20 protein-coding genes and 1 riboswitch are annotated in these 25254 nt (G+C 49.1%); of the genes, 11 read left to right on the top strand and 9 right to left on the bottom strand.

The features are described 5' to 3' along the window. Positions 1-9 precede the first annotated feature (9 nt). From BMW71_RS02545 to BMW71_RS02535, 3 genes are all read left to right on the top strand, one after another. Positions 10-1299, top strand: a complete 1290-nt coding sequence (locus tag BMW71_RS02545; RefSeq protein ID WP_092169028.1) for an amidohydrolase family protein — start codon at positions 10-12, stop codon at positions 1297-1299. 61 nt (positions 1300-1360) lie between these two features. After that, positions 1361-2521 carry a C40 family peptidase gene (locus BMW71_RS02540; protein WP_092169025.1) on the top strand — a complete coding sequence of 387 codons (1161 nt, stop codon included), beginning with the start codon at positions 1361-1363 and terminating at the stop codon, positions 2519-2521. Between the two features lie 2 nt (positions 2522-2523). Continuing rightward, positions 2524-4632 carry a M28 family peptidase gene (locus tag BMW71_RS02535; RefSeq protein ID WP_092169022.1) on the top strand — a complete coding sequence of 703 codons (2109 nt, stop codon included), beginning with the start codon at positions 2524-2526 and terminating at the stop codon, positions 4630-4632. A gap of 48 nt (positions 4633-4680) precedes the next feature. Here the strand turns inward: BMW71_RS02535 and BMW71_RS02530 are convergent, their stop codons facing one another. From BMW71_RS02530 to BMW71_RS02505, 6 genes are all read right to left on the bottom strand, one after another. Then, complete coding sequence (locus tag BMW71_RS02530; RefSeq protein WP_092169019.1) at positions 4681-5889, bottom strand: THUMP domain-containing class I SAM-dependent RNA methyltransferase; 1209 nt, start codon at positions 5887-5889, stop codon at positions 4681-4683. Positions 5890-5926: 37 nt separating this feature from the next. Beyond that, the gene (locus BMW71_RS02525) at positions 5927-7114 is read right to left on the bottom strand and encodes an NTP transferase domain-containing protein (protein ID WP_218145546.1); all 1188 of its coding nucleotides are present in this window, start codon (positions 7112-7114) and stop codon (positions 5927-5929) included. Next, positions 7098-7583 (bottom strand): cyclic pyranopterin monophosphate synthase MoaC, encoded by a 486-nt coding sequence (gene moaC, locus BMW71_RS02520; RefSeq protein WP_092169013.1) that lies wholly within the window; start codon positions 7581-7583, stop codon positions 7098-7100. The genes BMW71_RS02525 and moaC overlap by 17 nt, the downstream gene beginning before the upstream one ends. 12 nt (positions 7584-7595) lie before the next feature. Beyond that, on the bottom strand, positions 7596-8762 hold the full coding sequence (locus BMW71_RS02515; protein WP_092169010.1) for a cysteine desulfurase family protein: 1167 nt from the start codon (positions 8760-8762) through the stop codon (positions 7596-7598). A gap of 33 nt (positions 8763-8795) precedes the next feature. Then, a complete protein-coding gene (locus tag BMW71_RS02510) occupies positions 8796-10454 on the bottom strand; it encodes a S8 family peptidase (RefSeq protein WP_092169007.1) in 1659 nt (552 codons plus the stop codon). Positions 10455-10609: 155 nt separating this feature from the next. Then, on the bottom strand, positions 10610-11578 hold the full coding sequence (locus BMW71_RS02505) for an acyloxyacyl hydrolase (RefSeq protein ID WP_177179558.1): 969 nt from the start codon (positions 11576-11578) through the stop codon (positions 10610-10612). Positions 11579-11793: 215 nt separating this feature from the next. Next, a riboswitch (SAM riboswitch) is annotated at positions 11794-11903 on the top strand. A gap of 179 nt (positions 11904-12082) precedes the next feature. Between BMW71_RS02505 and BMW71_RS02500 the strand changes: the two genes are divergently transcribed. The 5 genes from BMW71_RS02500 to BMW71_RS02480 all read left to right on the top strand — a co-directional run bounded on the left by BMW71_RS02500 (position 12083) and on the right by BMW71_RS02480 (position 17389). Further along, positions 12083-13387: an O-acetylhomoserine aminocarboxypropyltransferase/cysteine synthase family protein gene (locus BMW71_RS02500; protein ID WP_092169002.1), complete on the top strand. Its 1305-nt coding sequence runs from the start codon at positions 12083-12085 to the stop codon at positions 13385-13387. Positions 13388-13396: 9 nt separating this feature from the next. Further along, a complete protein-coding gene (locus tag BMW71_RS02495) occupies positions 13397-14452 on the top strand; it encodes a homoserine O-acetyltransferase family protein (protein ID WP_092168999.1) in 1056 nt (351 codons plus the stop codon). A gap of 20 nt (positions 14453-14472) precedes the next feature. After that, complete coding sequence (locus tag BMW71_RS02490; protein WP_092170189.1) at positions 14473-14862, top strand: VOC family protein; 390 nt, start codon at positions 14473-14475, stop codon at positions 14860-14862. Between the two features lie 135 nt (positions 14863-14997). Then, positions 14998-15777, top strand: coding sequence for a glycerophosphodiester phosphodiesterase (locus BMW71_RS02485; RefSeq protein ID WP_317041121.1), 780 nt, complete (start codon positions 14998-15000; stop codon positions 15775-15777). 7 nt (positions 15778-15784) lie between these two features. Continuing rightward, positions 15785-17389: an alkaline phosphatase family protein gene (locus BMW71_RS02480; protein WP_092168996.1), complete on the top strand. Its 1605-nt coding sequence runs from the start codon at positions 15785-15787 to the stop codon at positions 17387-17389. Positions 17390-17423: 34 nt separating this feature from the next. On the opposite strand, the gene alr is transcribed toward BMW71_RS02480, so the two are convergent. The 3 genes from alr to BMW71_RS02465 are packed head-to-tail and all read right to left on the bottom strand — an operon-like array spanning position 17424 to position 21818. Then, positions 17424-18581 carry an alanine racemase gene (gene alr, locus BMW71_RS02475; RefSeq protein WP_092168993.1) on the bottom strand — a complete coding sequence of 386 codons (1158 nt, stop codon included), beginning with the start codon at positions 18579-18581 and terminating at the stop codon, positions 17424-17426. Beyond that, a complete protein-coding gene (locus BMW71_RS02470) occupies positions 18575-20572 on the bottom strand; it encodes a hypothetical protein (RefSeq protein ID WP_092168990.1) in 1998 nt (665 codons plus the stop codon). The genes alr and BMW71_RS02470 overlap by 7 nt, the downstream gene beginning before the upstream one ends. Positions 20573-20597: 25 nt before the next feature. Beyond that, the gene (locus tag BMW71_RS02465) at positions 20598-21818 is read right to left on the bottom strand and encodes an ATP-grasp domain-containing protein (RefSeq protein WP_092168987.1); all 1221 of its coding nucleotides are present in this window, start codon (positions 21816-21818) and stop codon (positions 20598-20600) included. 537 nt (positions 21819-22355) lie between these two features. Between BMW71_RS02465 and BMW71_RS02460 the strand changes: the two genes are divergently transcribed. The 3 genes from BMW71_RS02460 to argC are packed head-to-tail and all read left to right on the top strand — an operon-like array spanning position 22356 to position 25254. Next, the gene (locus tag BMW71_RS02460) at positions 22356-23057 is read left to right on the top strand and encodes a GNAT family N-acetyltransferase (RefSeq protein WP_092168984.1); all 702 of its coding nucleotides are present in this window, start codon (positions 22356-22358) and stop codon (positions 23055-23057) included. A 45-nt stretch (positions 23058-23102) separates the two neighbouring features. Then, complete coding sequence (argG, locus tag BMW71_RS02455) at positions 23103-24299, top strand: argininosuccinate synthase (RefSeq protein WP_092168981.1); 1197 nt, start codon at positions 23103-23105, stop codon at positions 24297-24299. Next, on the top strand, positions 24292-25254 hold the full coding sequence (gene argC, locus BMW71_RS02450) for an N-acetyl-gamma-glutamyl-phosphate reductase (RefSeq protein WP_092168978.1): 963 nt from the start codon (positions 24292-24294) through the stop codon (positions 25252-25254). The genes argG and argC overlap by 8 nt, the downstream gene beginning before the upstream one ends.

The raw sequence follows: 25254 nt of genomic DNA, 5'->3' as shown, positions 1-25254 counted from the left end.
TCAACCACAATGAAAAAATTACTCCCCTTACTGCTGCTACTATTTGTTAGTTTTCACCTATTTTCCCAGATAGACGGAGAGGTAATCAAACCGTACAAAGGAGATTTTTTATTGCAGCATGCACGCATTTATACGGTATCCAACGGGGTGCTGCAAGACACGGACCTGCTCATCCAGAACGGAAAAATCGCCGCCATCGGCAAAAACCTTCCGGAAGGGAATCATTTACTCATCGATTGCACCGGCAAACGCATTTATCCCGGGTTTATCGATAGCGGCACCAGCCTCGGATTGGTAGAGGTCAACTCGCTACCGGAAACCCAGGATTACATGGAACTCGGAAAGGTAACGCCGCAGATGCAAGCGCTCACGGCGGTAAATCCCAACGCCGTTGCCATACCCGTCACCCGCGTCAGTGGGGTAACCACCGTGCTCACCCAGCCACGCGGGGGCTATTTCCCCGGAACGGCCGCGTTGATTCAACTGAATGGCTACACGCCGGATCAGATGGATGCTGGATTCCGGGGCGTATTGATGAACTTTCCCTCCGCAGCAAAGGCCGGCAATTACGACAACAGGTCTGCCGAAACGATCAAAAAAGAAGCCAAAAAAGCCCTGGATGAAATCGACGCGCTATGGGAAAAAGCAACAAGTTACCAGGCCATTCAGGACAAAGGCGGAAGCGTCGCCTACTATCCGGAAATGGCTCAGCTTGCAAAGGTGGTCACCGGAGAAATCCCGCTCTTGGTAGAAGTAAATGCTGCCGGAGATATTTTGCGCGCAATTGAATGGGTAAAGGATAAGGCCGTCGATCCGGTATTCACGGGGGTAGCAGAAGGCTGGAAAGTTGCAGAAAAACTCGCTGCTTCCGAAATCCCGGTCATTACCGGGCCCGTATTGTCCTTACCTTCCCGTCAGTCCGATCCCTACGATGCCTCGTATACCAATGCCTCGAAACTTCAACAAGCGGGAGTAAAAGTGGCCATCCGATCGCAGGACTCCGAGAACGTTCGTAATCTACCGTTTCATGCCGGATTTGCGGCCGCCTACGGAATGGGAACAGAAGAGGCCCTAAAAGCCATTACGCTGCATCCTGCCGAAATATTTCAGGTGGACGACAAGCTTGGGTCCCTGGAAGTAGGGAAAAGTGCCACCCTATTCCTGGCCGATGGTGACCCTTTCGAACCCAAAACCCAAATTGAGCAAGTATTTATCGATGGGTACAAAATCCCCATGACCAACCGGCACATTCGGCTGTATCAGGAATTCCTGGATAGAGAGATGAAACCGGAGAATTAAATCCATTTTTTTACTAATCCTGACTTTTTAACTACATTTGGGTAATTATAAAGGTGCTTTCATGAAAAAAACTGTTCCATTCTGCTTTCTGATCGTTTTTTTGTACCAAGCCTGCCAGGTGGAGGATTCGGAAGACCGGGTTCAAGTGCTGATTGATGCCACCCAACAAGAATTTGCCCCGGACAAACGCATTGCCCTGTTTGATGTTTCCTGGGAAGGGGGCGTTTTATCCGGGGAGACCAATCTCCCGGAAGCCCATCGGGCATTACTGCAAAAACTAACCGAAGAACAAATTGACTTTGTAGACAGTGTCGGGCTACTTCCAGACCCAGGCCTGGGGACTACTTACCTGGCATTGGTAACCAATTCTGTCGCCAATATCCGCAGCGAACCCAAACACTCGGCCGAACTTGCCACACAAGCATTGATGGGCACGCCGCTGAAGGTCCTCAAGGAATCCGGCAGTTGGTACCTGGTGCAAACCCCGGACGCGTACATTTCCTGGGTAGATGCTGCTGCCATCGTCCGACTTGATCCGCAGGCCATGGAGGAATGGATGGAAAAAGAAAAAGTGGTGGTCACCGAAATGATTGGGAGTGTCTATCGGAATGAAAAGCAGAACGGGATTGTTAGCGACATCACTGCCGGAAATGTACTGGAACTACTCGAAACCAGCTCGCAGGCATTTCGCGTCCAACTGGCCGATGGAAGAACCGGATTCATCCCCATCGACCAGGCCCTTCCCTATGATCGATGGAAAAACAGCCGCAGCACCGATGACAATGCGCTTATTACCACGGCCGAAAAAATGATGGGCTCCCCCTACCTCTGGGGCGGCACCTCTCCGAAGGGCCTTGATTGCAGCGGTTTTACCAAGACCATCTATTTTCTCAATGGCAAGGTGATTCCCCGGGATGCATCCCAGCAAATCCTGGAAGGCGAACTGGTCGATAGCGAAAAAAACTGGGACAATTTACAAGTGGGTGACTTGTTGTTTTTTGGCGTTCCGGCTACTGCCGAAAGTAAAGAACGGGTCGTGCATGTGGGCATGTGGATCGGAGACAATCGGTTTATCCATTCCAGAGGGCGGGTTCGCATCAGTAGTTTTGACCCCAAGGATGAAAATTACGATGCCTACGAACTTGGACGCTACTTACGAACCAAACGAATCCGCAATCAGCCGAGTGAACGCATCCTTTCCGTAGACCAAATTCTGCAATAATCATGAAAAAAGCAGCGATCATCTTTTTCATCCTGTGCAACATAGGTGCCGGGTTTTCCCAGGTGGCACGCCTCGATGGATTTTCGACGGCGGGTAGCCGCAACCAGGATGATCTGGAGGCACTGTTTCTGGAATCGGTCGATTTTCCAAGTTTTAAGACCCATTTGGCTACCATTACCCGACACCCCCACATCGCCGGAACCAAAGCAAACGAAGTCGTAAGAGATTACCTGGTACGGGTCATGAAAGAGGCCGGTCTGGAGACAACACTGTATCCCTACGATGTATACCTTCCCAGTGACCCCGGTGAATCCCTGGTAGAAATCGTCAGGCCAAAGCGGAGCCTGCTCAACCAACGGGAGGACATCCTGGAAGCCGATACCTTTTCCCGACACCCAGAGCTGAAAAAAGGCTGGAATGCCTTTTCGGGTTCCGGAGATGTGACCGCGGAAATCGTCTATGCCAACTACGGAACACAGGACGATTTTGAAAAGCTGGTATCCATGGGGATCGATGTAGAGGGGAAAATTGTCATCGCCCGCTACGGCAAAAACTTCAGGGGCTACAAAGCCAAATTTGCCGAGCAGTACGGGGCGGCCGGCCTGATCATCTATACCGACCCAGGGGATAGCGGCTTTGCCAAAGGGCTGGTTTTCCCAGATGGCCCCTATTACAACGAAAGCGCCATTCAACGCGGATCCCTGCTCACAGAAAGTTTTACCGGAGACCCCTTGACTCCATTCGAACCGGCGCTACCCCTGGGTAGCAAAACCGAAACAAAACGGCTCCGCCCGGAAGAAACCCAATTGCATACCATTCCAGTAACGCCCATTCCCTACGGAGAAGCAATGAAAATTTTGGGACAGATGGAAGGAAAGCCCGTTCCCTCTGGCTGGCAGGGTGGGTTGCCCTTTACCTATCGGTTGGAAGGCGGGCCGCAGCTACACGTACGTTTGATGGTGGATCAGCCGATCGATTTAGTACCCATTTACAACGTGGTGGGAACGTTGAAAGGAAGTGTGTATCCGGATGAATGGATCATCTTGGGCTGCCACTACGATGCCTGGGCCTTTGGGGCCACCGATCCCAACAGCGGAACGTCCATGCTGCTTACCCTTAGCGAAGCTTTGGGAAAGCTTGCCCGGGAAGTTCATCGCCCGAAGCGTTCCATTCTGATTGGGCACTGGGACGGCGAAGAACATGGTGTGATTGGATCTACGGAGTGGGTGGAGCAGATGCGGGAAGAATTGAGTGCAAATGCCGTAGCCTATTTAAATTTCGATGCGGGTGTTTCCGGTAAGAACATCGGCGGCGCTGCCGCTCCAAGTCTGAAAAAAGTCATGACCGAGGCCGCAAAAAAGATCAGCTATCCGGATTCTTCCAAATCCGTGTACGAAGTGTGGGCTGGAAATAAGCAACAACCCAGCCTGGGAAATTTGGGCGGGGGCTCCGACCACATTGCATTTTACATGCACACCGGTGTACCTTCACTTAGCGGAGGTGCGGGCGGACCAACACTCTATCATACGAATTACGATGATTTTTACTTTTACGAGAAATTTGCTGACCCGGAATTTCAAATGGGCGGTACCATCGCCCAGTGGGCGGGCATCATGGCTTTGCGATTGGCAAATGCCACCTTCATTCCCTACCACCTATCGCGGTATGCAGAAGATCTCGATCTCCACTTAACAAACGCTACCAGTCGGATTCAGGAATTTGCTTCCGGGTTTCAAGGATTTGGCCGCTCACAAAAAGCCATCGCGAAGCTCAGGGAAGTCAGTACCGAAGTGGAATCGGTACTAAGCTCCAGCCTTGCGACCGGTGAGCCCGACGCCGCAAAAATACCTGCCATCAACCGGGAACTGCTCCGCCTGGAAAAAAGCTTTTTGGTAGAAGAAGGAATGCCCTTTGGCAGTTGGTACAAATCCCTTTACGTGTCCAACGATCCTTTTAGTGGATACGCATCCTGGATGTTACCGGCCATTCAATACGAAATTTCCAAAAAGCGAACGGAAAACCTCGATCAGTTGGACGAACAATACGAAGCGGCGGTAAACCGATTGATTCAAACCATCGAGCAAATCGGGCGTATAGCAACTAGGGACTAACTAGTTAATCCAGGAAGATTTGTGAAGCGTGTGCCAGTGGACCGCTGACTACCCCGGATTTTTTGGCATTTCCTGGCTCGGAAACTCTTCTTTTCCAGGAACCCGGCTACCGCGGTACAATTCAAACACCAATAGACGGCAGTCAATGGTGCCGTTGTAGAAAGGGATTCTCCGTTTTGGCTTTAAACCAATTTTTTTACCCAGATCCAAATTGCCGGTAAAAACCAAACCAGTGTATCCGGGACAGCGTTTTTTCATAAAATCGCCGATTTCCCGATACGTCTCTTCCAATTCCTCCTCGTTCCCAAGTCGTTCTCCGTATTCAGGATTCAGGAAGACCATGCCGCTTTCGGTTTCGGGAAGTGTTGTTTCCCGGAAGTCGCAGACCTCAAACTGAATCAAATCCTCGACGCCAGCAAACCGGGCGTTTTCCTTGCTGGCTTTTATCGCGCGCTCGCTTATATCCGATGCCCAGATGATTTGGCTGTCGATCGGCTTGATGCGGTTCATCATTTTTTCCTTCAATCCGTAGTAGACGCCTGCATCGTAGCCTTTGATGTACATCAGTGCATAATCGTCTCGGTAAAGCCCCGGATACCGATCGGTAGCCATCAAAGCCGCCTCAATGGCAACCGTCCCCGACCCACACATGGGGTTTACAAAAGGGCTGGTTTGGTCCCAGCCGGAAGCCAGAATGCATGCAGAAGCGAGGGATTCCATCATGGGTGCAGCACCTGGAATTTTCCGGTACCCGTGTTTGATCAGGGTATCCCCGCTGGTATTGATGTACAAACTGGCCGCTTCTCCTTTCCAAAAAAATTGGAATACGGCCTCGTTTAAATTGGATCCCGAATCCGGTCGTATGCCAAACTTCTCCCGAAAGCGATCCGCAATGGCATCCTTTATTTTTACATTGACAAAAAGTGGATTGTCAACCGATTCGTGTTTGACATTGCTGATTACCGAAAAGTACCCATCCGGATCAATAAAATCTTCCCAAGGGATACCTTTGACAATCATGTACAAACTCTGAACATGATCCAGCGAAAACGACTGAATCTCGTACAGCACATGGCTGGCGGTACGTAAATGCATGTTCAAAAAAATACAATCGTTCAGACTTCCGGTCAATTCCACGTGCGTTCGAAATACGCCCGTAGGAATAAAGCCCAACTCGATCAACTCTGCTTCTAAAAATGGGGCATTCCGGTCGTAGCAAGTAACGACCAACCTTCCTACCTGGTCAAAATCTATCATGGGTCAAATATACCGGAAATTGTTTGCATTCGCCCGGTCAACGGGCTTCGTTTTTGGATGCGCGGAGGTCAGCCAAAGCGGCCTCGTGCTCCTGAGGACGATTCACGTTTCGAAATTCCCCTGGGTCCGGAGCCTGCAGCAATTCGATGGCGGAGTTTATCAGGACTTTCCGCGGACAGCTATACCCCTGACTCAAAAAACGCAGCAGAACCGGATAGGCACGGGGTTCCCAAAGGGTGATCAAGGGCTCTGGAAATTCGCCCTTCGGGTCCAGAAATGCGGTGGCCAATTTGGATGGGTTTCGGTGACGCACCAAATAGGCGAGGGTATCCCCTGTAAGGAAAGGCAAATCGCAGGCCAAGGTAAGCCAGGCTGATTCCGGCTGTTCCATAAAGGCCGAAACGAGTCCTCCAAAGGGTCCCAAACCCAGTATCTTATCGGTAATTACCGGGTACCTACCCGACCATTCTTCGGCCTGAGAGGCATTGCAGGACAAAAAACCGGCTTCGCAGTGCGATTTGATGAGTTGAAGCAGGTAGTCTTTTTGGCTTTGTCCGTGGTAGGAAAGCTCGGCTTTGTCTATCCCCATACGGGTACTATTTCCACCTACCAGTACCAGTCCGTTTACTTTTGGCACCCGGGCCTGTACGAATTCCATGACGAATCGGGTGATTTTATCGAGTTCATCGAATTTTAACACCGGGATGGATTGCCAGGCTTCCAGGTGTTCTTTTACTACCGGCGGTATTTCGGAAGCGCCGTCTTTAAATAGAATCAGGCTCACATCGGTCAACTTGTGCAGCTTCTTCTCCATGGGCTTTGCCGGATCAATCACCAATACCTGATGCAAGGCATTGAAATGGTTGGCATTGATCAGCACCAGGTCTTGCCGGTTAAACCACTCCCGTTGCTCAAACACGCTGGTTTCCCCGAGTCGCATGTCCAGCCGTTGGTAAACGATTTTATCCCGGTATTCCATGACACCGGGAGATTGCATCAAACTGTCAGCACTTCCCTTGCCCTCCATCAACTGATCACCTTCTTTGTGATCGGCATCTACGTATACACTGCCAATTCCGGGGCTACTATTTCGAATCAGCGCAGCAGCCAGTTTCTGAATGTGGCCGCAAGAGGTCCCCAAAATGCCCAATTCTACCCTCCCGTAATCCCCGTATCGTGGACGGGTCAATGCGGCATGCTTTTGGTGTTTATCGTTTGAAGTCACGCTTTCCTCCTTTTTTTTCATCCAACTGTAAGTCCTGAATACGTATATCGTGGGACATCCCTTTGCACATATCGTAAATGGTCAACGCCGCTACCGACGCACCCGTGAGTGCTTCCATTTCCACGCCTGTTTTTCCGGTTACTTTCGTCGTGCAGCGCACGACGACGGAGCTATCGTCTTGTGGCTCAACGGTGATTTTGCAATCGTCCATTCCCAGGGGATGGCAAAGTGGAATTAACTCTGCCGTCCGTTTTGCACCCATGGTGCCGGCAATAATGGCCGTTTGAAAAACCGGGCCTTTCTTGCTCATCAGATCGCTTCCTGCAGTCAACCGCTGCATGATCTCTTTCCCCAGGATCACCCGGCAGGATGCGCTGGCAACCCGTAGGCTGACTACTTTTTCACCCACGTCTACCATTGCCGGCAGTCCGGTCTTTTTGTCTACATGTGAAAAATCGGTATCACTCATAAGGGAACTAGTTCAGTGTTCGGCTGGGGATCGTTCGTTTAGCTGGTTATGGGCTTCGCGAATGTAACAAATCGCTTGCTTGACATCGGTCAAGGTACTGCCCCTACCCAGTGAAAGCCGTAAGGTAGCAATAGCGGTCTGGGAATCCAAACCCATGGCTAGCAGTACATGGGACGGCTTGTCGGAAATACTGCTGCAAGCGGAACCGGAACTCACCGCCAGTTTTTTGTTGATTCGAAGCAGGAATTGCTTACCCGGAATTCCGCGAAAAGAAATGTTGCTGACATGGGGCAACCTGGAATCGACGGATCCGTTACGTTGGGCGCCGTCGATTTTCAGTAACGCGTGTTCCAGGGAATCCCGAAGTTGCATTAACCGCATCAACTCTGCATCCATTCCTTGCTGCGCTATTTCGGAAGCCTTGCCAAGGCCCACGATGCCGGGCACGTTTAGCGTACCACTTCGCCGACCAATTTCCTGCCCTCCTCCGGTAATCTGAGGTTCCAGACCGACACCTCCCTTGTTTTTTCGCAAGTACAATGCCCCTACCCCTTTGGGTCCGTACATTTTGTGGGAAGAAAGTGCTAGCATGTCTACGCCCAAATCACGCACATCAACCGGCACCTTGCCCACTGCCTGCACCGCATCTGTGAAGAATACGATCCCCCGTTCGCGGGCGACTGTGGCCATTTTGCGGATGGGATGCAGGTAGCCCGTCTCGTTATTGGCCAGCATGCCCGCGATCAAAACGGTATCTGAGGTGATGCTTCTTTCCAGCAAATCCAACGACACCGAACCATCCGGTTGGCTGGGAAGAATCGTTAGTGAACAACCCTGACTTTCCAGAGTTTTTAGGGTGTCCAATACCGCCTTGTGTTCCGTAGCAAAGGTAATCAGGTGATTTCCCTTGGACCTCAACCGGGCCACTGCTCCCCTCAAGGCCAGATTAATGGCTTCTGTGGCGCCACTGGTAAAAACGATTTCCCCGGCAGAAGCTCCGATCAATGAAGCTACTTGTTCCCGCGCATTTTCCACAGCCTCCTCCGCTACCCATCCGTAGGGATGTTGGCCGCTGGAGGGATTACCAAAGTGTTCGGTAAAATAGGGCACCATTTCCTCCAGTACTGCGGGATGGCAGGGCGTGGTTGCATTGTAGTCCATGTAAATGGGGTAGTTCATACCATGTGCAGTTTTCCAAGTAATGCGGTACTTTTAGTCGTATTTGCTTCGCTGTGCCGCCAGTTGCAGGGCCTGGTAAGCGTTTACTACGCCTCCAGTAGCACTAAGCGTGTCAAATCCAATCAGCTCCTCTTGTCCCGGGAGCTGCACCTGCTCCGTTGTTGGCTTGTAGACGGATTGGATCAGGATTTCCCGAAGATCTTTGGGGTTCAAGTCCGGGTAGTACGCCCAAACCATGGCAGCAACACCGGCAACCGTCGGCGCCGCCATACTGGTACCGCTGTTGGTTTCGTATTCCGAGCCGGGAACAGTAGAGTAAATATCCACTCCCGGGGCAAATAGATCCACTCCCTCGTTACTAAAATTAGAGAAATCGGCGGCCAAATTATCCGAATCAATCGCAGCGGACGCACCTACTTCCAGCCAGGCATCAGAGGAACCCCTTCGTCCATACCAACGGTTGGGGAAGTTGTTGTCGGGATTGATTTCTTTGGAACTATTCCCGGCCGCATGGATCAAGAGAACGCCCTTTCTTCGGGCGTATTTTACGGCCTTGTCCACGTATTTTTTTCCCGGGGAATAGGATTTTCCAAAACTCAAATTGATAATATGAGCGCCGTTGTCCACGGCATACCGAATGGCGTTTGCAATGTCTTTATCCCGTTCGTCACCATTGGGAACTGCACGGACCGGCATGATCAGCACGTGCTCTGCAATGCCGTCTATTCCCAGATCGTTGCCACGTTTGGCCGCTATAATTCCGGCTACATGGGTGCCATGCGTAGCATCCGGACCGGTAGGGTCGTTGTTACCGTAATATTTCTCTTTGTAATCCTCCGGGTCGTCTCCGACAATATCGCGGGGATCAAAATCGGTATTGTAGGCATAATTGGCCTGCACTTCAAAATGCTCTACGGCTCCGTCCAGCACTTCTAAAATCTCATTGACACTAGGATCCGGCATATTAATCATCGAAAATAACTGCGAAAGCATTTCCAAGGCATTGCTGATTTCCTCCTTTTCGGACTCCATTTCGCTTAGATCTTTGAGCGTGAAGTCGTCCAACCCGAATTCCTCCTTCACCAGCCTCGCCATGTTTGTGAAGCCATTTAGCATATTGCCGTACATATTATAATTCATCTCGGCTTCTTTTTTGCTTTCTTCAAAATTTTCGTTGACCCGCTGCCAGTAGGCAAATTCCTCGCGGTCTCTTTTTTTCACATCCTCCACTGCCATCTCGCCGAATTTGGCTTTCAATCGGTTGTATTCCCTGGTCAACTCGTGTGAATCCTCTTCCACATGGCTGCCATCGGCACCCCCAATAAAATTCCATCCATGGACATCATCGATGTATCCGTTTCCATCGTCATCAATGCCATTTCCCGGAATTTCCCCGGGATTTTCCCAAATCTTATCCTTCAGATCCTCGTGTACAATATCCACTCCCGAATCGATAACCGCCACTACCACGGTACGTTTTGCACGCTTTCCGGCTAAAAACTTTTCGTGGGCTTTTTCAGCTCCCGTCCCTAGAAACCCGTCCTCGATCGGATCCAATAAAAACCAATTTGTCGGCGCCTCAAGGCTATCCTTTTCGCTAGGAAAAGTCGTTTCACCGAAGCTAATAAGCTGGAAGCCAAGACAGATTCCTGTCAGTAGCATCCAAAAAGAAATCATCGAATGTATTTTCATGAAAGTAACCGTGTATTAAAACGAATAAATAAAATTAATGGGATTTTTTATCAAATCCCTTACACCTAACGAAGGAAAGGTAGTAAAGATCCAATTTGCATCAAATTTCAAAAACGTTTACGGCAAGAATACCTTTTGTTTGGTAGCTTTTGTAGCTAAAACAGCCAACCCAAACGCAAGCCGATGTTTTCCGCCACATGGCCGTGGGCCTTCAGATCTACCCCAAAAACAAATCCCGTTGGAAACCAGTAGCTCAATGCATAACGTTGAAAGAAGCGGTGATTTTGGCCGATGAACGCTGGGTCGGTCAAGTACAGGCCCATCCGCTGGCTGAAATCTACCCGTCCGAAAACCCAATGGTGCGAAAGAAAGGCAGCCGGAACAAAACCCTGGGTTTCTGCACGGGAAGAAAGCGACTGATCCCAGGAAAGTTCGGTCCCCAGCCCCAGCTGATTGATACGCGTTAGGGTATGGATTAGATCCATAGAAATTCCGAGTGCGGGTACCCTACCAGTGTCGGCGGGATTGTCCCTAAAGGTGCCAAAGCTTTCCAAAAGAAAAGAAAGGCGGTGTCTTAGCACGGGTTTTTTATGCGCAGGGAAGACAGGTTGTTCTAACCAATACCCGACCCCTAAACCAAAGCCCGGAAAATTCATGCCTCGATTGGGCTGTCTTTGCCCTCCATTGGAAATATGGTTGTAGTGTCCGGATAGGAAAACCTCCCAGTTTTCGGACACCTGATAGGATACTTTCGGAGCTACTGCAAGCAAAAAGCTAAGCGGACTACTAAAAAAGGTGTTTTTCGGATTGCTATTTACATCGTAAACCTTCGTCAGGTAGGTCATGCCCAGGGTAGCTTTTAGGCGTAACTGCCAGTCGGCACGGCGCCAGAGTACCGGTTCAAAAAAACCAGAAAAGAAAAACGCATCTCCCAATACAGTCGGATTATTGAAATTTGTATAGCCCAACTCCCCTCCCCAGAGGTAAAAACAATTGCAATTCTCCCAGGTGGATTTCTCCAGGGATAGTTTTTCGTAGGACAAGCGGATTCCCTGCGGATGGCTTTGGGATATAGGAACCAACTCTTCCGAGTGCGGGAGAATCCAACTTGTTTGTCCTTCCATGGCGAATCTCGTGAGCCTTTGCCCCCGGGCGTCCGGAAAAACAACGAATCCGACCAGTAGAAATAGACCAATTGCTCGTGTGTGCCTCATCCGATTATCTCACTGATTTTCTGCGATATTGTTTCAAAAAAAGAAAAAAATTCACCAAATAAATTGGAAAATACTCCTTTCTGGGCTTATTTTGCTCCATCCTTTAACTTTTTAAAAGTGAAAAGGATTTATAGAGAAGAGGTAAGAGACAGGCTCGTAGACCCTCTGGCAACCTGGAAAATCCAAGGTGCCAATTCCTGCCAGGTGTGAATGGTTCCATCTGGGAATATAAATTCTACAAAATGAGGCCATTTCCGGTAAACATAAAGGATAAAATTTCCACCAAACGTATCAAAAAACTCCTCCACGCGTGCTATCAGGGCACGGAGCGGGTTTGCATGCGTTTCTAAGTGCCAATTCATGCGTATTCATCCTATCATTTTCATAAAAACATAGACCTAAAACACAACAATCATGTCAAAAACGTACCGATTCGAAACATTACAAATTCACGCAGGACAGGAAGCTGACCCAACCACCAACTCACGGGCGGTTCCCATTTATCAAACCACTTCCTACGTGTTTAATTCGGCCGAGCACGGAGCCAATTTATTTGCCCTGAAAGAATTTGGCAACATCTACACCCGGATCATGAATCCGACCACGGATGTTTTTGAAAAAAGAGTGGCTGCATTGGAAGGTGGAGTGGCAGCGGTCGCGACGGCTTCCGGACAGGCAGCCCAGTTTTTGGCCCTCAACAACTTCCTGACGGTTGGGGATAATTTTGTCACGTCTCCCTTCCTGTATGGCGGAACGTACAACCAGTTTAAGGTTTCCTTCAAACGAATTGGCATTGAGGCCCGATTTGCTGCATCCGATAAGGCAGCCGATCTGGAAGCAAAAATCAACGACAAGACAAAGGCGATTTACGTAGAAACCATCGGCAATCCGGAATTCAATGTGCCTGATTTTGAAGCCGTGGCCTCACTTGCGAAAAAATACGATATCCCATTGGTGGTAGACAATACCTTCGGTGCGGGCGGCTATCTTTGCCAGCCCATCAAACACGGGGCGACTATTGTGACCTCTTCCGCCACAAAATGGATAGGCGGGCACGGTACCTCAATTGGGGGAATCATCGTCGACGGTGGCAATTACAACTGGGGAAATGGTAAATTTCCTCAATTCTCCGAACCTTCGGAAGGCTATCACGGGCTTAATTTCTGGGAAACCTTTGGCGATAATAATCCGCTGGGCCTACCCAACGTGGCCTTTGCTATCCGTGCACGGGTGGAAGGCCTTCGGGATTTCGGTCCGGCCCTAAGTCCGTTTAATTCCTTTTTGTTGTTGCAAGGCTTGGAAACGCTTTCTCTACGGGTGCAGCGAACCGTCGACAATGCACTGGCCCTGGCAGAATGGCTGGAGCAACATCCAAAAGTGAAAAAGGTAAATTATCCCGGATTGGCTTCCAGCGCCTATCACGAGCAGGCAAAAAAATACCTCCCCAATGGCTATGGCGGGGTGTTGAGTTTCGAGCTGAAAGGTGAAAAAGAAGGAGCATCGGAGTTTATCAATAACCTCGAATTGATCTCCCACCTGGCGAACGTAGGAGATGCAAAAACGCTGATAATCCAACCTTCCGCTACCACCCATCAACAACTTTCCGAGGAGGAACAGCTGGCTGCGGGTGTTACGCCTACCCTGTTGCGGATTTCTTGTGGAATCGAACATGTGGAAGACCTAAAAGCAGACCTCAGCGCAGCTTTTGACAAACTATAATTTCATCAAATGAACCTTCAATCGCCGCATTTGACCATTGAAATGACCCGAGATATTTTTTATTGCAAGGAAGCACTCCCCTTGGAGTCTGGAGAAATATTGCCTGAGTTTCAATTGAGTTATACCACACAGGGACAGCTCAATGCCGAAAAAGACAACGTGATCTGGATCATGCATGCATTGACCGGAGACGCCAACCCACAGGAATGGTGGTCGGGCCTGGTAGGAGAAGACAAGTTTTACGACCCTGCCAATTATTTCATCATTTGCGCAAACTATCTCGGATCTTGTTATGGATCCACGCAGCCATTGAGTAGCCGTCCGGATACCGGAAAGCCGTATTATTACGATTTCCCAAACCTGACCACCCGAGACATTGCTGCGTCCCTGGACCGGCTGCGGCTGCATCTCGGCCTGGAAAAAATAAATACGGTGATTGGAGGTTCTTTGGGTGGTCAAGTGGCTTTGGAATGGGCCTATTCCCTGCAAAATCGCTTACAAAATGCCATTATCATCGCGTCCAATGCGAAAGCATCTCCCTGGATTATCGGTTTTAATGAGACGCAACGCATGGCCATCGAATCCGATGAAACCTGGGGAAAAGAACATCCAGACGCTGGAAAAAAGGGCCTGGAAACAGCTCGGGCGATTGGCATGCTCAGTTACCGGCACCCGCAAACCTTTGTCCAAAGCCAAAGTGAGACGGAAGAAAAAACAGACAACTTTAAAATAAGTAGTTACCTGCGTTACCAGGGGCAAAAGCTTGCCAATCGCTTCAATGCGCTGTCTTACTGGATTCTTTCCAAGGCCATGGATAGTCACGATTTGGGAAGAGGCAGGGGCGGTACCCCCAATGCCCTCGCCCGTATCCACTGCCGGGTGCTTTCAATCGGTGTCGATACCGACGTCTTGTTTACCTGCGACGAATCCCGGTATATCGCCCGCTACGTAGCCAAGGGTACCTATCGGGAAATCAAATCCGCCTACGGACACGATGCCTTTCTGATTGAATACGAGCAATTACATTACATCCTGCAGTCCTTTTACCTGGAAAATAATCAATAATTGCCAAACAACCCCTCATGATTCCGTACAACCGTATCAAAGAAACCTGCCTTTACATCCCAAATCTGGATAAAGCGGTGGCGTTCTACAACGGCTTATTGGAAATGCCCCTCATTTCGAAGGTTGAAGGAAGGCATGTTTTTTTTAGATGCGGGGATTCGGTTTTGCTGTGCTTTCTGCCCGAAGTAACCGAAAAGGAGAGCTGCCTCCCTCCGCATTATGCCCATGGGAAGCAACACATTGCCTTCGAAGTACCGGAAGCCGATTACCTGGCTACCCGGGCGCTTCTTCGTGAAAAGGGCATCGAAATCACCCACGAACAAGACTGGGGCCGCGATCGAAATAGTTTTTATTTTGAGGACCCCTTCGGACACGTACTCGAAATCGTTCCCACTGGCATCTGGGAGTAGTCCTGGTCTCCTTTTCCATCCCATCGTTTTCCGGAAACCTTCTGCTCATCATTTGGTAACCGTTTATTTATCCCCAAGTATTGGTGATTCCCATTTCTTTTCGAATATTGCGTAAAAACCAGCAACGTTATACCCATGGTACACCGCATTCTTCTTACCTTTCTGCTACTAGGAACCGTGTTTTTGCAGACTAATGCCCAACAAATGAACTTCCACCGCAATAAAGTAATCGCTCACCGGGGAGCCTGGAAAGCCGCTCCGTATCCCCAAAATTCGCTGGCCTCCCTGCAACAGGCAGTAGACTTGGGCTGCGAAGGATCGGAATTTGATGTATGGATGACTGCCGACGGAGTGCTGGTAGCCAATCACGATGCGGATCACGAAGGAATGGTTATTGAAGAGGTAACCTATGCCGAGCTGCTAAAAAAACCATTGCCCAACGGAGAAAAAGTCCCTACTGCCGAAGAATACATTCGGCAAGGAATGACCCAGCAGGGAACCAAACTGATCTTTGAGATCAAACCATCCCGGATATCCAAGGAAAGAGGGCAGGAATTGGCGACAAAATCGGTGGAACTGGTGAAAAGATTAAATGCCGAAGAATGGATCGACTACATCACCTTCGATTATGACATCGGATTGCGCGTATTGGCGTTGGACCCCAATGCCAACGTGGCCTATCTAATGGGAGATAAAACACCGAAACAACTAAAAGATCATGGTTTTTTCGGTTTTGATTACAACATAAAAACGGTGAAGGAAAACCCACAATGGATCGACGAAGCACACGAATTGGGCTTGACAGTCAATGTGTGGACCGTCAATAAGGAAGAAGACATGCAATGGCTGCTGGAAAAAAACGTAGATTTCATCACAACAGATGAGCCGGAAAAACTATTCTCCCTGATCCATTGAGCCCATCATGAAACCCAATACTCCCGTATACCTGCACCTGCTACTGGGAAACCTACTGTTTCTCGCCTGCTGCATCGGGTGCCAGCCAAAGGTCCCTGAACGAAAAGTAACCCACGCCATTCTCATCGGTCTCGACGCCTTTGGGTCCCGGGGTTTCCAAAAGGCCGAGACGCCCTATATGAATCAACTGGTTGCAGAGGGGGCCATCGCCCCCTTTGCCCGGGCCGTATTGCCGACCAACTCCTCCCCCAACTGGACCTCCATGCTCACTGGTGCCGATCCGTTGCAACACGGGGTCTATGACAATGCCTGGGAATTAGACAAGCAGCGGTGGCCGCCCGTGCTGACAACCGACAGTGGTCGGTACCCCAGTTTGTTTAACTGGATGCACGAGCAACTACCAGATGCCAACATGCAGCTGTTTTACGAATGGGGAGGACTTGCCCGTCTCTACGATTTGGATGCCGCAAAGCGGGTATACAAAGGAAGCAGTGGAGACGATGTTTTTTCGAAAGCCGTACAGGCATTTTTCGAAGAAAAACCAGATTTTTTATTCATTGATATCGACGAAATCGATCATTTCGGCCATCAGGACGGGCACGACTCCCGGGCCTATTTTAACTCCATCTCGCATTACGATAGCCTAATTGGTGACTTTGTGCAAAAATTGGAAGACGCGGGTATCATGGACGAAACATTGATTCTGATTACCGGAGATCATGGTGGTATTGGCAAAGGGCATGGGGGAACCAGTCTGGACGAATTAGAAATCCCCATTATCCTATACGGAAAAGGAATCCAGCCCGGCCGAGTAATTGACAAGCCTTGCTATCAGTACGACGTGGCTCCTACCCTGGCATACGCCCTGGGGATAACCCCACCCAAAGCTGGCGTGGGAAGGCCGATTGTCGAAGCGTTTGATCCCTCGGTTCCTGCCGATTCATTCGCCCCCATGCCACTGATTTTTCCTACCGGAGGATTTTTCAAACAGGACACGCTTCTGTTGGAAGTAAAATCGGATGCACCCCATGCAGAAATACGCTATACCCTGGATGGCACGGTTCCTACGGCTACCACTGGCACCGTCTATCAGGAACCCATCCACTTAAAGCGGAGCGAATTGGTTACGGCAATTTCGGTGGTCAATGGAGAGGAAAGCCGGCCTGAAATCCAACAATACCGCCTGACCACGAAGCCGGGCCGGGTCAATTGGGAATACCTGGAAGGTACGTTTTCCCGGGTCCCTGACTTCCAGGGCCTTGTCCTACAAGCCAGTGGAAAAAGCTCGGAGATCAGCCTCGAAGAAATCCCACACCGGGAAGACCACTTTGCTGTACGCTATACCGCCACACTTGTGGTCCCGACCGAAGGTCAGTATACCTTTTACCTACAGTCCGACGATGGAAGCCTTTTGTACGTGAATGGGGAACTGGTCATTGATAACGACGGCTCTCATTCTGCAACGGAAAAAAGTAACACCCTTGAACTGGTTGCCGGCAAACAAGAACTGGAAGTTCGTTATTTCGAGGACATCGCAGGAGAAACACTCCAGTTGTTTATTTCCGGCCCCGGTATTCCCCGACAGCTGGTATCTGCAGACTTTTTTGAGTAAGTCCCGATAGTGAAATTGATCGGTGCGGTGCTCGTCAGCGAACCACCGTACGTGGAATGGCTGCAGGGAGTCGACTAAGCATCTCGTTGTTTAGCAATTGCGTGACATTGGTAAAGCTGGAAACGTTGATCACGCTATTGTTTTGCCGCCCGATCAATACCACTTCTTCGCCTACATTCACTCCTGTGATGTGGCTAATATCAACCATAAACAAGTTCATGTTAATCAAACCCACGATGGGTGCTTTCTTTCCACGGATGAGCACCTGCCCGCGGTTGGATAAGGCCCTGGGGTAGCCATTGGAATATCCCAGCGGAAGCACCGCAATCGTCATTTTTTGTGTGGCCTGAAATGCGGTACCGTAGCCAATAAATTCCCCTTCATTCACTTCCCGAATATCCATCACATCTGTCTTCCAGCTGAAAATCCGTTTCAAAGAAGTATCTGCTTTTTTGTTGGTCTCGTGCAAATGGGAAAAATAGATATCCGGACTGGGCCAGAATCCATACTGGGCCACACCTATCCGAACCAGGTCGTAGACGGTATCTTTCATCGCCAATGCAGCCGCCGAACAGGCAATGTGCCGCAACTGAGGCAAGAATTTTTTTTCTTTGCACTGCCGGAGAAATTCCTTGTAGCGTTTGTGCTGCCGATCGATTTTAAATTGATTGCTTGCACTTTCCGCTCCACCAAAATGGGTGCACAAGCCTTCAAAAATGAGCCAGTCGGTATTTCTTTTGAGGTAGGCAAGCGCTTTGGGAAACTCCTTGGCGTGCATTCCGGTTCGATTGGCGCCCGTTTCTACCTCCAGGTGTATTTTTGCTTTTTTCCCAACCCGCTTTGCGGCTTCCAATGCCTTCGGCAAGCGGTCAAAGTAATAGACAAAAAAAGCTATTTCATGAGATATTGCCCACTCCAGATCCTCTTCGTAGATGATACCCATGATCAGAATCTCACTTTCCGGCTTGCATACCTGCAATACCTGTTCTGCCTCAAACGAGGAAGCCACGCAAAAATGATTGATTCCACAGCGTTCGGCCATAGGTACGAAGGACTCAATCCCGTGGCCATAGGCATTTGCCTTGACCACAGAAGAGAGTATGGGTTTCTCACCTATTTTTTTACGGATAAAGTTAACATTGCTCTTATAGGCACTTTGTTTTAATTCAATTCTTGACGAATGTTTTACCATTGTTTTTTAATTTCCAACCATGTATAAGATTTCCCCCAGCTATTTTTGGCCAACTTTCTGACTTCGTCCACTTCCTTCTGAGGGATTGTTTCCATTTTGGAAGCAGCTTCCAGGTTATTGTAATGAAAGGCATACACCCTGGCGGCAAACTGATAAATAGGCAGGGACGATTCTCCATGAATTTCTCCCTTTCCGTACACTGAGGGCTTGATCTCCTGTCCCCAATCCTGTCGGCCTTCGTTGTTGGGGTTTAGGAAATAGGCGCGAACAACGCCGGAAGGATCCTCGTCCACCCGAAGAAGCGAGACGGCGTGGAAGCCCAGCATTTCGCCTTTGGCCGAGGTGATAAAAATCCCGACGGGATTGGGATATACCAGGCGGTGGCCACCGTTGAAACGTGGATGGCACATCGAGTAAAACACACGCACAAATCCATCAAAATCAACAATGGCATTAGACAGGTAGTCGTAAGCGGAGGCAAATCCGATTTGGATCCATTGTCCGTACAATCCTGGATTTACCCATTTATGTGGATCCTCTCCCCGCCCGGACGCCCTTCGCATCATCTCGTTATACACCCTGTCAAGCTTGGGCACCAGTGTTACGGATACCGCATCCAGGTGATGATCCAGGTTTTGAACCAATCCGGCAGGCGTGGTGGAATAGCTGATTTCCTGACCCTCAAAACGGAAACTGAGATTATCGTATACCGCTGCCGTTTGTACCATATGAATCAACTTTGCCGGGGCATGCTGGCTCCACATGCTTATGCCCCGCGCACTCTGACATGTGGGGTTATTTCCCTGTCCTACCCCGAGCGGCTGTCCCAGAATACGAAAAAGGGCTCCGATCAAGTACTGTTTGGGCGTTACTTTTTCGTGGGGTGTTCGGGTGGATTTCAGGATGCGACGGGCGACTTCGGGATGAACGGTGATCTTGGTCAAGTTGAAAAGACCGGAGCGAACCGCTTCCCGCGAAATAATACCATTCTCGAGCATTTTCGCCAGGCCAAAAATACATTGGGCGTTGAAGGGATGAATTACCTGTAAAATCAAGAAACAGACAAAATCCTTGAACTCATTAAACCGCGCAAGACCGGTTGGATTCAGGCCCAAACAAACCGGTATCAATTCCTGGTAATCCTTTTTCACCAGGTGCACCAATAACACCGCTTGGTAGGTACTGACCAATCCGAACTGCAACATGCTGTTTCCCAGAGCACTGGCCTCTTCCTCGAGTGTTTCAATTTTCATTCGGTTAAGCGCTTTTCCATAAGCCAGGTGATCCTTGCCCGCTGCTCCCGGGGAGGGTTTGTAAATCACTCGCTGGAAAGCCAATAGTTCCATATCGGCCGGATCATCCGGATTCAGCTCAATTTTCTCCTTCACCAACGCAATGATTCGACGCTGTTTTTCTGTAACTACCGGGCGCTGTTCACAAATAAGGGTTAACTCTTCTACCAACTTGGACTTTACTTTTGAAAGCTCAATTTTTTCCAAAATAAACTGGAAAAGCGCATGAACCTTGGTGAGTTCATGCGCACTCATGGCGAGGCGGGTCTCCTCTTGGGGTTCGTTGAAGACAAACTCCAAGTTATGCACCAGTACTTCCTGGAGGTAGCTATCCGCTTCACCCTGCTGTTCCTCACTGCCCGCGATCTCTCCTTCCAGCAATGCAAGCATACGCAGCTCGCTCAGGAGTTCGATGGTAGAATTAGGGTGACCACTTTTGTAGGTGCCATTGACCAATTGGGGCACCAGCTTATCCGGGTGTTCCCAGGGACCGCCTTTGAAAATTCCTGCTTCGGTTAGGTCAGGAATGCGTTGGTAAACCTCACGGATTCCCTGTAGTGTCCCACACCAGGTATCCAATTGCCCCATAATTTTCTGGGCTTTCTCCCCTCTCGTCAGCGATGTAGCCGACTTATAATTCTCAAACAACTCGTCAAAAGACGCCAGGTTGCTTTCTGAGATCACTCCTTCTTCTTGCATAAAATTGGTTTACTTAAACTCGATTCTAGTGATAAAAATCCACATTTTCATAATGCAGCAATAATTCTGTCATCCGATCGGGATCCTCTCCCTTAAAATTGACTGTTCCAAAATGGTTGCCAAAGCCTTCCCGATCGCTAATTTTCTGGCTGCTTAATGGCGGTACCAGGTTGTGATCCAGAAAATAGGACTCTTCCTTCAATTCTTCTGGAATCACCAATTTGGAAATCTGATTTTTATGCGGGTAAATCATCACATTTCCATAGAACGTTTCGGGCCGCGCATCCAAGGGAGGCAATAGTTGTTGCAATTCCTCTTCGGTAAGCTCGGGATCGTGGCACATAACGAACGCAGCCAGCGCATCAAAGCCATAGGCCTGACCGCAAAGTTCAAGAATGTGCCCGCCGGGAATCCGGCATGCCACCTCTCCAAAGCTCAATTCATCGTTTTCTGTTAAAAACCATTCGGGATGGATCATGCCGTATTGAATACCAAATAAATCAACCAGCTTTTGCATTTCTTTCAATATCTTCTCCCTTTTGGTATGTAGGTAATTTCCCTCGGGGATAAAGTTGGAGTACCCAAGCTTTACGTATTCGGTGATATTCATAAACCGGATTTTCCCACCGTGGATAAATGCCTCACAGCTGAATTCCCGTCCGGGCAAATGGCTTTCCGCCAGACAGGGGAAGTCATCGTCCTGGCATTTGGTATCGATATCGGATTGTGAGCGCAGCAACCGGTGTCCGACCGTTCCCGCCGAAGCAAATGGCTTGATGTGAACCCAACTGTCCTCTTCTCCGTCAATTTGCAGGTTGGCCTGGTTGAGCCTATTCATGAAGTTTTTAACACCCTCTTTGTTGTATACCTCTTCAAAAAGTCCTACCCGCAATCCGCCGATCAACGCTTTTCTTTTCATCATCGCTTTGTTTCGAAAAAGGAAAGCCCGATTCAACACCCGGGGATCATCCCGGTACAGGGAATTCAGTGCCCCAGCCCATTCCACCGTTTCTTCAAAGAGAGGAACCGCCACGTCTGCACCAAAGGCATCCAATTTTACCTTTAAATCCAGCGAATTCGACGAATCGCTCCATTCATTAAACGCGTAAGAAACAAACGGAATGTTGTGCTCCTTCGCATATTCCTCAAAATCCGGGTAAGAAACTACCACATACGGTTTGTTGAGCTTTTGCATACTTTCTATGACGGGCAAACTCCAGCCCATTAATGCAAAACATTTTGCCATTTCGTTTTATCTGTTTGGTTCAACTAGTCCATGCAACAAAAAACAGGCTAAAGTCAATTTATAGAAAAATATAAAAAAAACTTCCTAGTAAAATGAATAAATGTCTTTAAATAATTAAAAATATAACCATTAATTTAAATTTATACCTTTAATTAATCCTGAGAAATTCAAGAAGCAAAACGACTGCCATTGCATGGAAAAAGACCGCTGCATGGCCGACTGCAATATCTGGGTCCAAAATTTGTATATTTGATCAAATAAATAAATATTTGTATGGTTTAAAATGAAAAAAGAAACGCACATAGCATCCAACCCCTACCTGGCCCATACAAATCTTTTTGGGTATCCGGTTCTGTTTCCTTTAAAGACCTTTCGGACTGTTTTCAGGGCATAGTCCCTGTCTTATTTTTATGTATCCTACGTGGATGCATCCATTTCGAAAGCACGTATACACTCATTTCAACCAAACCTTCTTCGGGCTGTTCGCCGGAAAGCACTTCAAAATTGAAATGCGAATAAGCCCCAATCCATGTTGCCATGTCGAACCAGAAATTTATCATAAAACCCGCATCGGGAGAGCACGGTCATTACGCTGAGATCATTACTCAGGAAATGGAACGTTCGGCACAAGCCCGGGGCACAGGAATCGCCAAAAGGTCTCCCGAATACATTCGGACAAAAATGAATGAAGGAAAAGCAGTAATCGCACTTACCAAATCGGGAGAATGGGCGGGGTTTTGCTACATCGAAGCCTGGGGACACGGAAAGTTCGTGGCCAATTCGGGGCTGATTGTTGCGCCGGAATTCAGAAAGCACGGATTGGCCAGAGAAATAAAACGAGAAGTCTTTAAGCTTAGCCGAAAAAAATACCCCGATGCCAAGATCTTCGGGCTCACAACCGGGGCAGCCGTTATGAAGATCAACTCCGAATTGGGCTACTATCCGGTAAGTTATTCGGACCTTACCACCGATGACGATTTTTGGAAAGGATGCCAAAGCTGCGTGAATTATCCCATTCTCATGAGCAAAAACCGATCAAACTGCTTGTGTACGGCCATGCTCTACGAACCTAAAAGCGTAAAAAAGGCGGAGCAAAAGAAGCTTTCCTCGGAATTTAAAAAGAATCTCAGCCTTTTTGAACGATTGATAAAAATCAAACGGGCCATGTTTCTTAATATTGCCAAAGGAAAACGAAATGCACTGGCGAAGGTCAAAGGAAAAGTAAATCAATCATCCTAAGTCAAAAGTTGCTCGCGGCGACGTTTGCAAACAGTAAGATACATTATGAAAAAAGTAGTTTTAGCATACAGCGGTGGATTGGATACCACATTTTGTGCCATTTATTTGAGTCAGGAAAAAGGCTACGAGGTACATGCGGTACTAGTCAATACCGGTGGTTTTGCGCAAGAGGAATTGGAACGTATTGAAGAGCGGGCCAAAAAATTAGGCGTAGCTTCGTTTAAAGTATTGGATGTAACCCAAACCTACTACCAGGAGGTACTCAAGTACCTGATTTTCGGCAACGTACTGAAAAACCAAACCTATCCGCTATCGGTCAGTGCCGAACGGATCCTACAGGCCAAAGCACTGGCAGAATACGCCAAAAGCATCGGAGCAACCGCTGTGGCTCACGGAAGTACCGGGGCGGGTAATGATCAGGTTCGGTTTGATATGATCTTTCAAACCATCCTTCCCGAGGCGGAAATCATAACGCCCATCCGGGACCTCAAATTGAGCCGGGAAGAGGAGATCAGCTACCTCAAGGAGCATCAGGTGCACATGAATTTTGAAAAAGCGGCCTATTCCATCAACAAAGGGATTTGGGGCACGTCTGTGGGGGGTAAGGAGACACTTACCTCGGATCAGGCCCTGCCGGAAGAAGCCTACCCTACCCAGGTGAGCAAAACCGATCCCGAAGTTCTTCGCATTGGTTTTGAAAAAGGTGAGATCAACCGGGTGAATGGAGCGTTTTTCGCAGATCCGGTAGCCGCGATAATAAAAATACAGGAAATTGCCGGTCCTTTCGGTATCGGGCGAGACATTCACGTGGGCGATACGATCATCGGCATCAAGGGCCGTGTGGGTTTCGAAGCAGCCGCTCCACTTGTCATTATTAAAGCACACCAGCTGCTGGAAAAACACACCCTGACCAAATGGCAGTCCTTTTGGAAAAACCAGCTGTCGGAATTTTACGGAAACCACCTGCACGAAGGCCATTACCTTGATCCGGTGATGCGAAATCTGGAAGCATTTATGGCAGCGACCCAAACCTATGTAACCGGGGAAGTGAACGTTCAATTGATGCCCTACCGCTTTAGCATGATCGGTATTCATTCGGACCACGATCTCATGTCGGCAAAGTTTGGCAGCTATGGAGAGATGAATAAAGGCTATACAGCGGAGGACGTGAAAGGATTTACCCGAATTCTTGGCAATCAAACCGCTATCTTTCACAGCGTAAACCAGGAAAAGGATGATTAAAACCGGAATCGTTGGAGCCGCTGGATATACCGGAGGTGAACTCATTCGCCTGCTCGTTCACCATCCCCAGGTGTCGTTGGAATGGATCCATAGCAATAGTCAGCAGGGCAAACCGGTGGTGGCCGTACATCCGGATTTAATTGGCGATTCGGAATTGGTTTTCACAAATCAGATTGATACCAAAGGCCTGGACCTGGTTTTTCTCTGCTTGCCCCATGGTGAAGCCAGGCCTTTTCTGGAGCAGCATCCCTTTGGGCAAGAGACAGTCGTCATCGATCTAAGTACCGATTTTAGGGACGAGTCGGAGGGCTTTGTCTATGGATTGCCCGAGGTGAATGCCTCCCGTATCAAACAGGCGAAGCGAATTGCAAACCCAGGTTGTTTTGCCACGGGTATTCAGCTGGCTCTGGCACCAGCAGTGAAGGAAGGTTGGTGCGCGGGCCCCTTACATGTCACCGGCATCACGGGAAGTACCGGCGCCGGCAAGAAACTTAGCCCCACTACCCATTTTAGCGAGCGGACCCAAAACGTATCGGTATACAAACTGTTTACCCACCAGCACCTGAAGGAAATCAACCAAACCTTTGGCCAGTTGGACTCCGATTTCCATGGACAGGTGTTCTTCGTTCCGTACCGGGGAAATTTTGCCCGGGGCATTTGGGTGACGGCGTATTTTCCTTACAGCGGCACAGAAGAAGCAGCCCTGGAAGCTTATGTCCATTTCTATAGGCAAGCTGCCTTTACCCATGTGACCCAGCAAGACCTGGACCTCAAGCAAGTAGTCAACACCAACAAATGCCTCGTCCACCTCAAAAAGGAAGCGGGACAGTTGGTGATTTACTCGGCCATTGATAACTTGTTGAAAGGTGCCTCCGGGCAGGCGGTCCAAAACATGAACCTGGCCTTTGGGTTGGACGAGAAACTGGGATTGCAATTGAAAAGTGTGGCGTTTTGA

Origin of the sequence: Cyclobacterium xiamenense (genome assembly GCF_900109255.1) — a bacterium.
GTDB lineage: Bacteria > Bacteroidota > Bacteroidia > Cytophagales > Cyclobacteriaceae > Cyclobacterium > Cyclobacterium xiamenense.
This window is presented reverse-complemented; position numbering and strand designations above follow the sequence as displayed.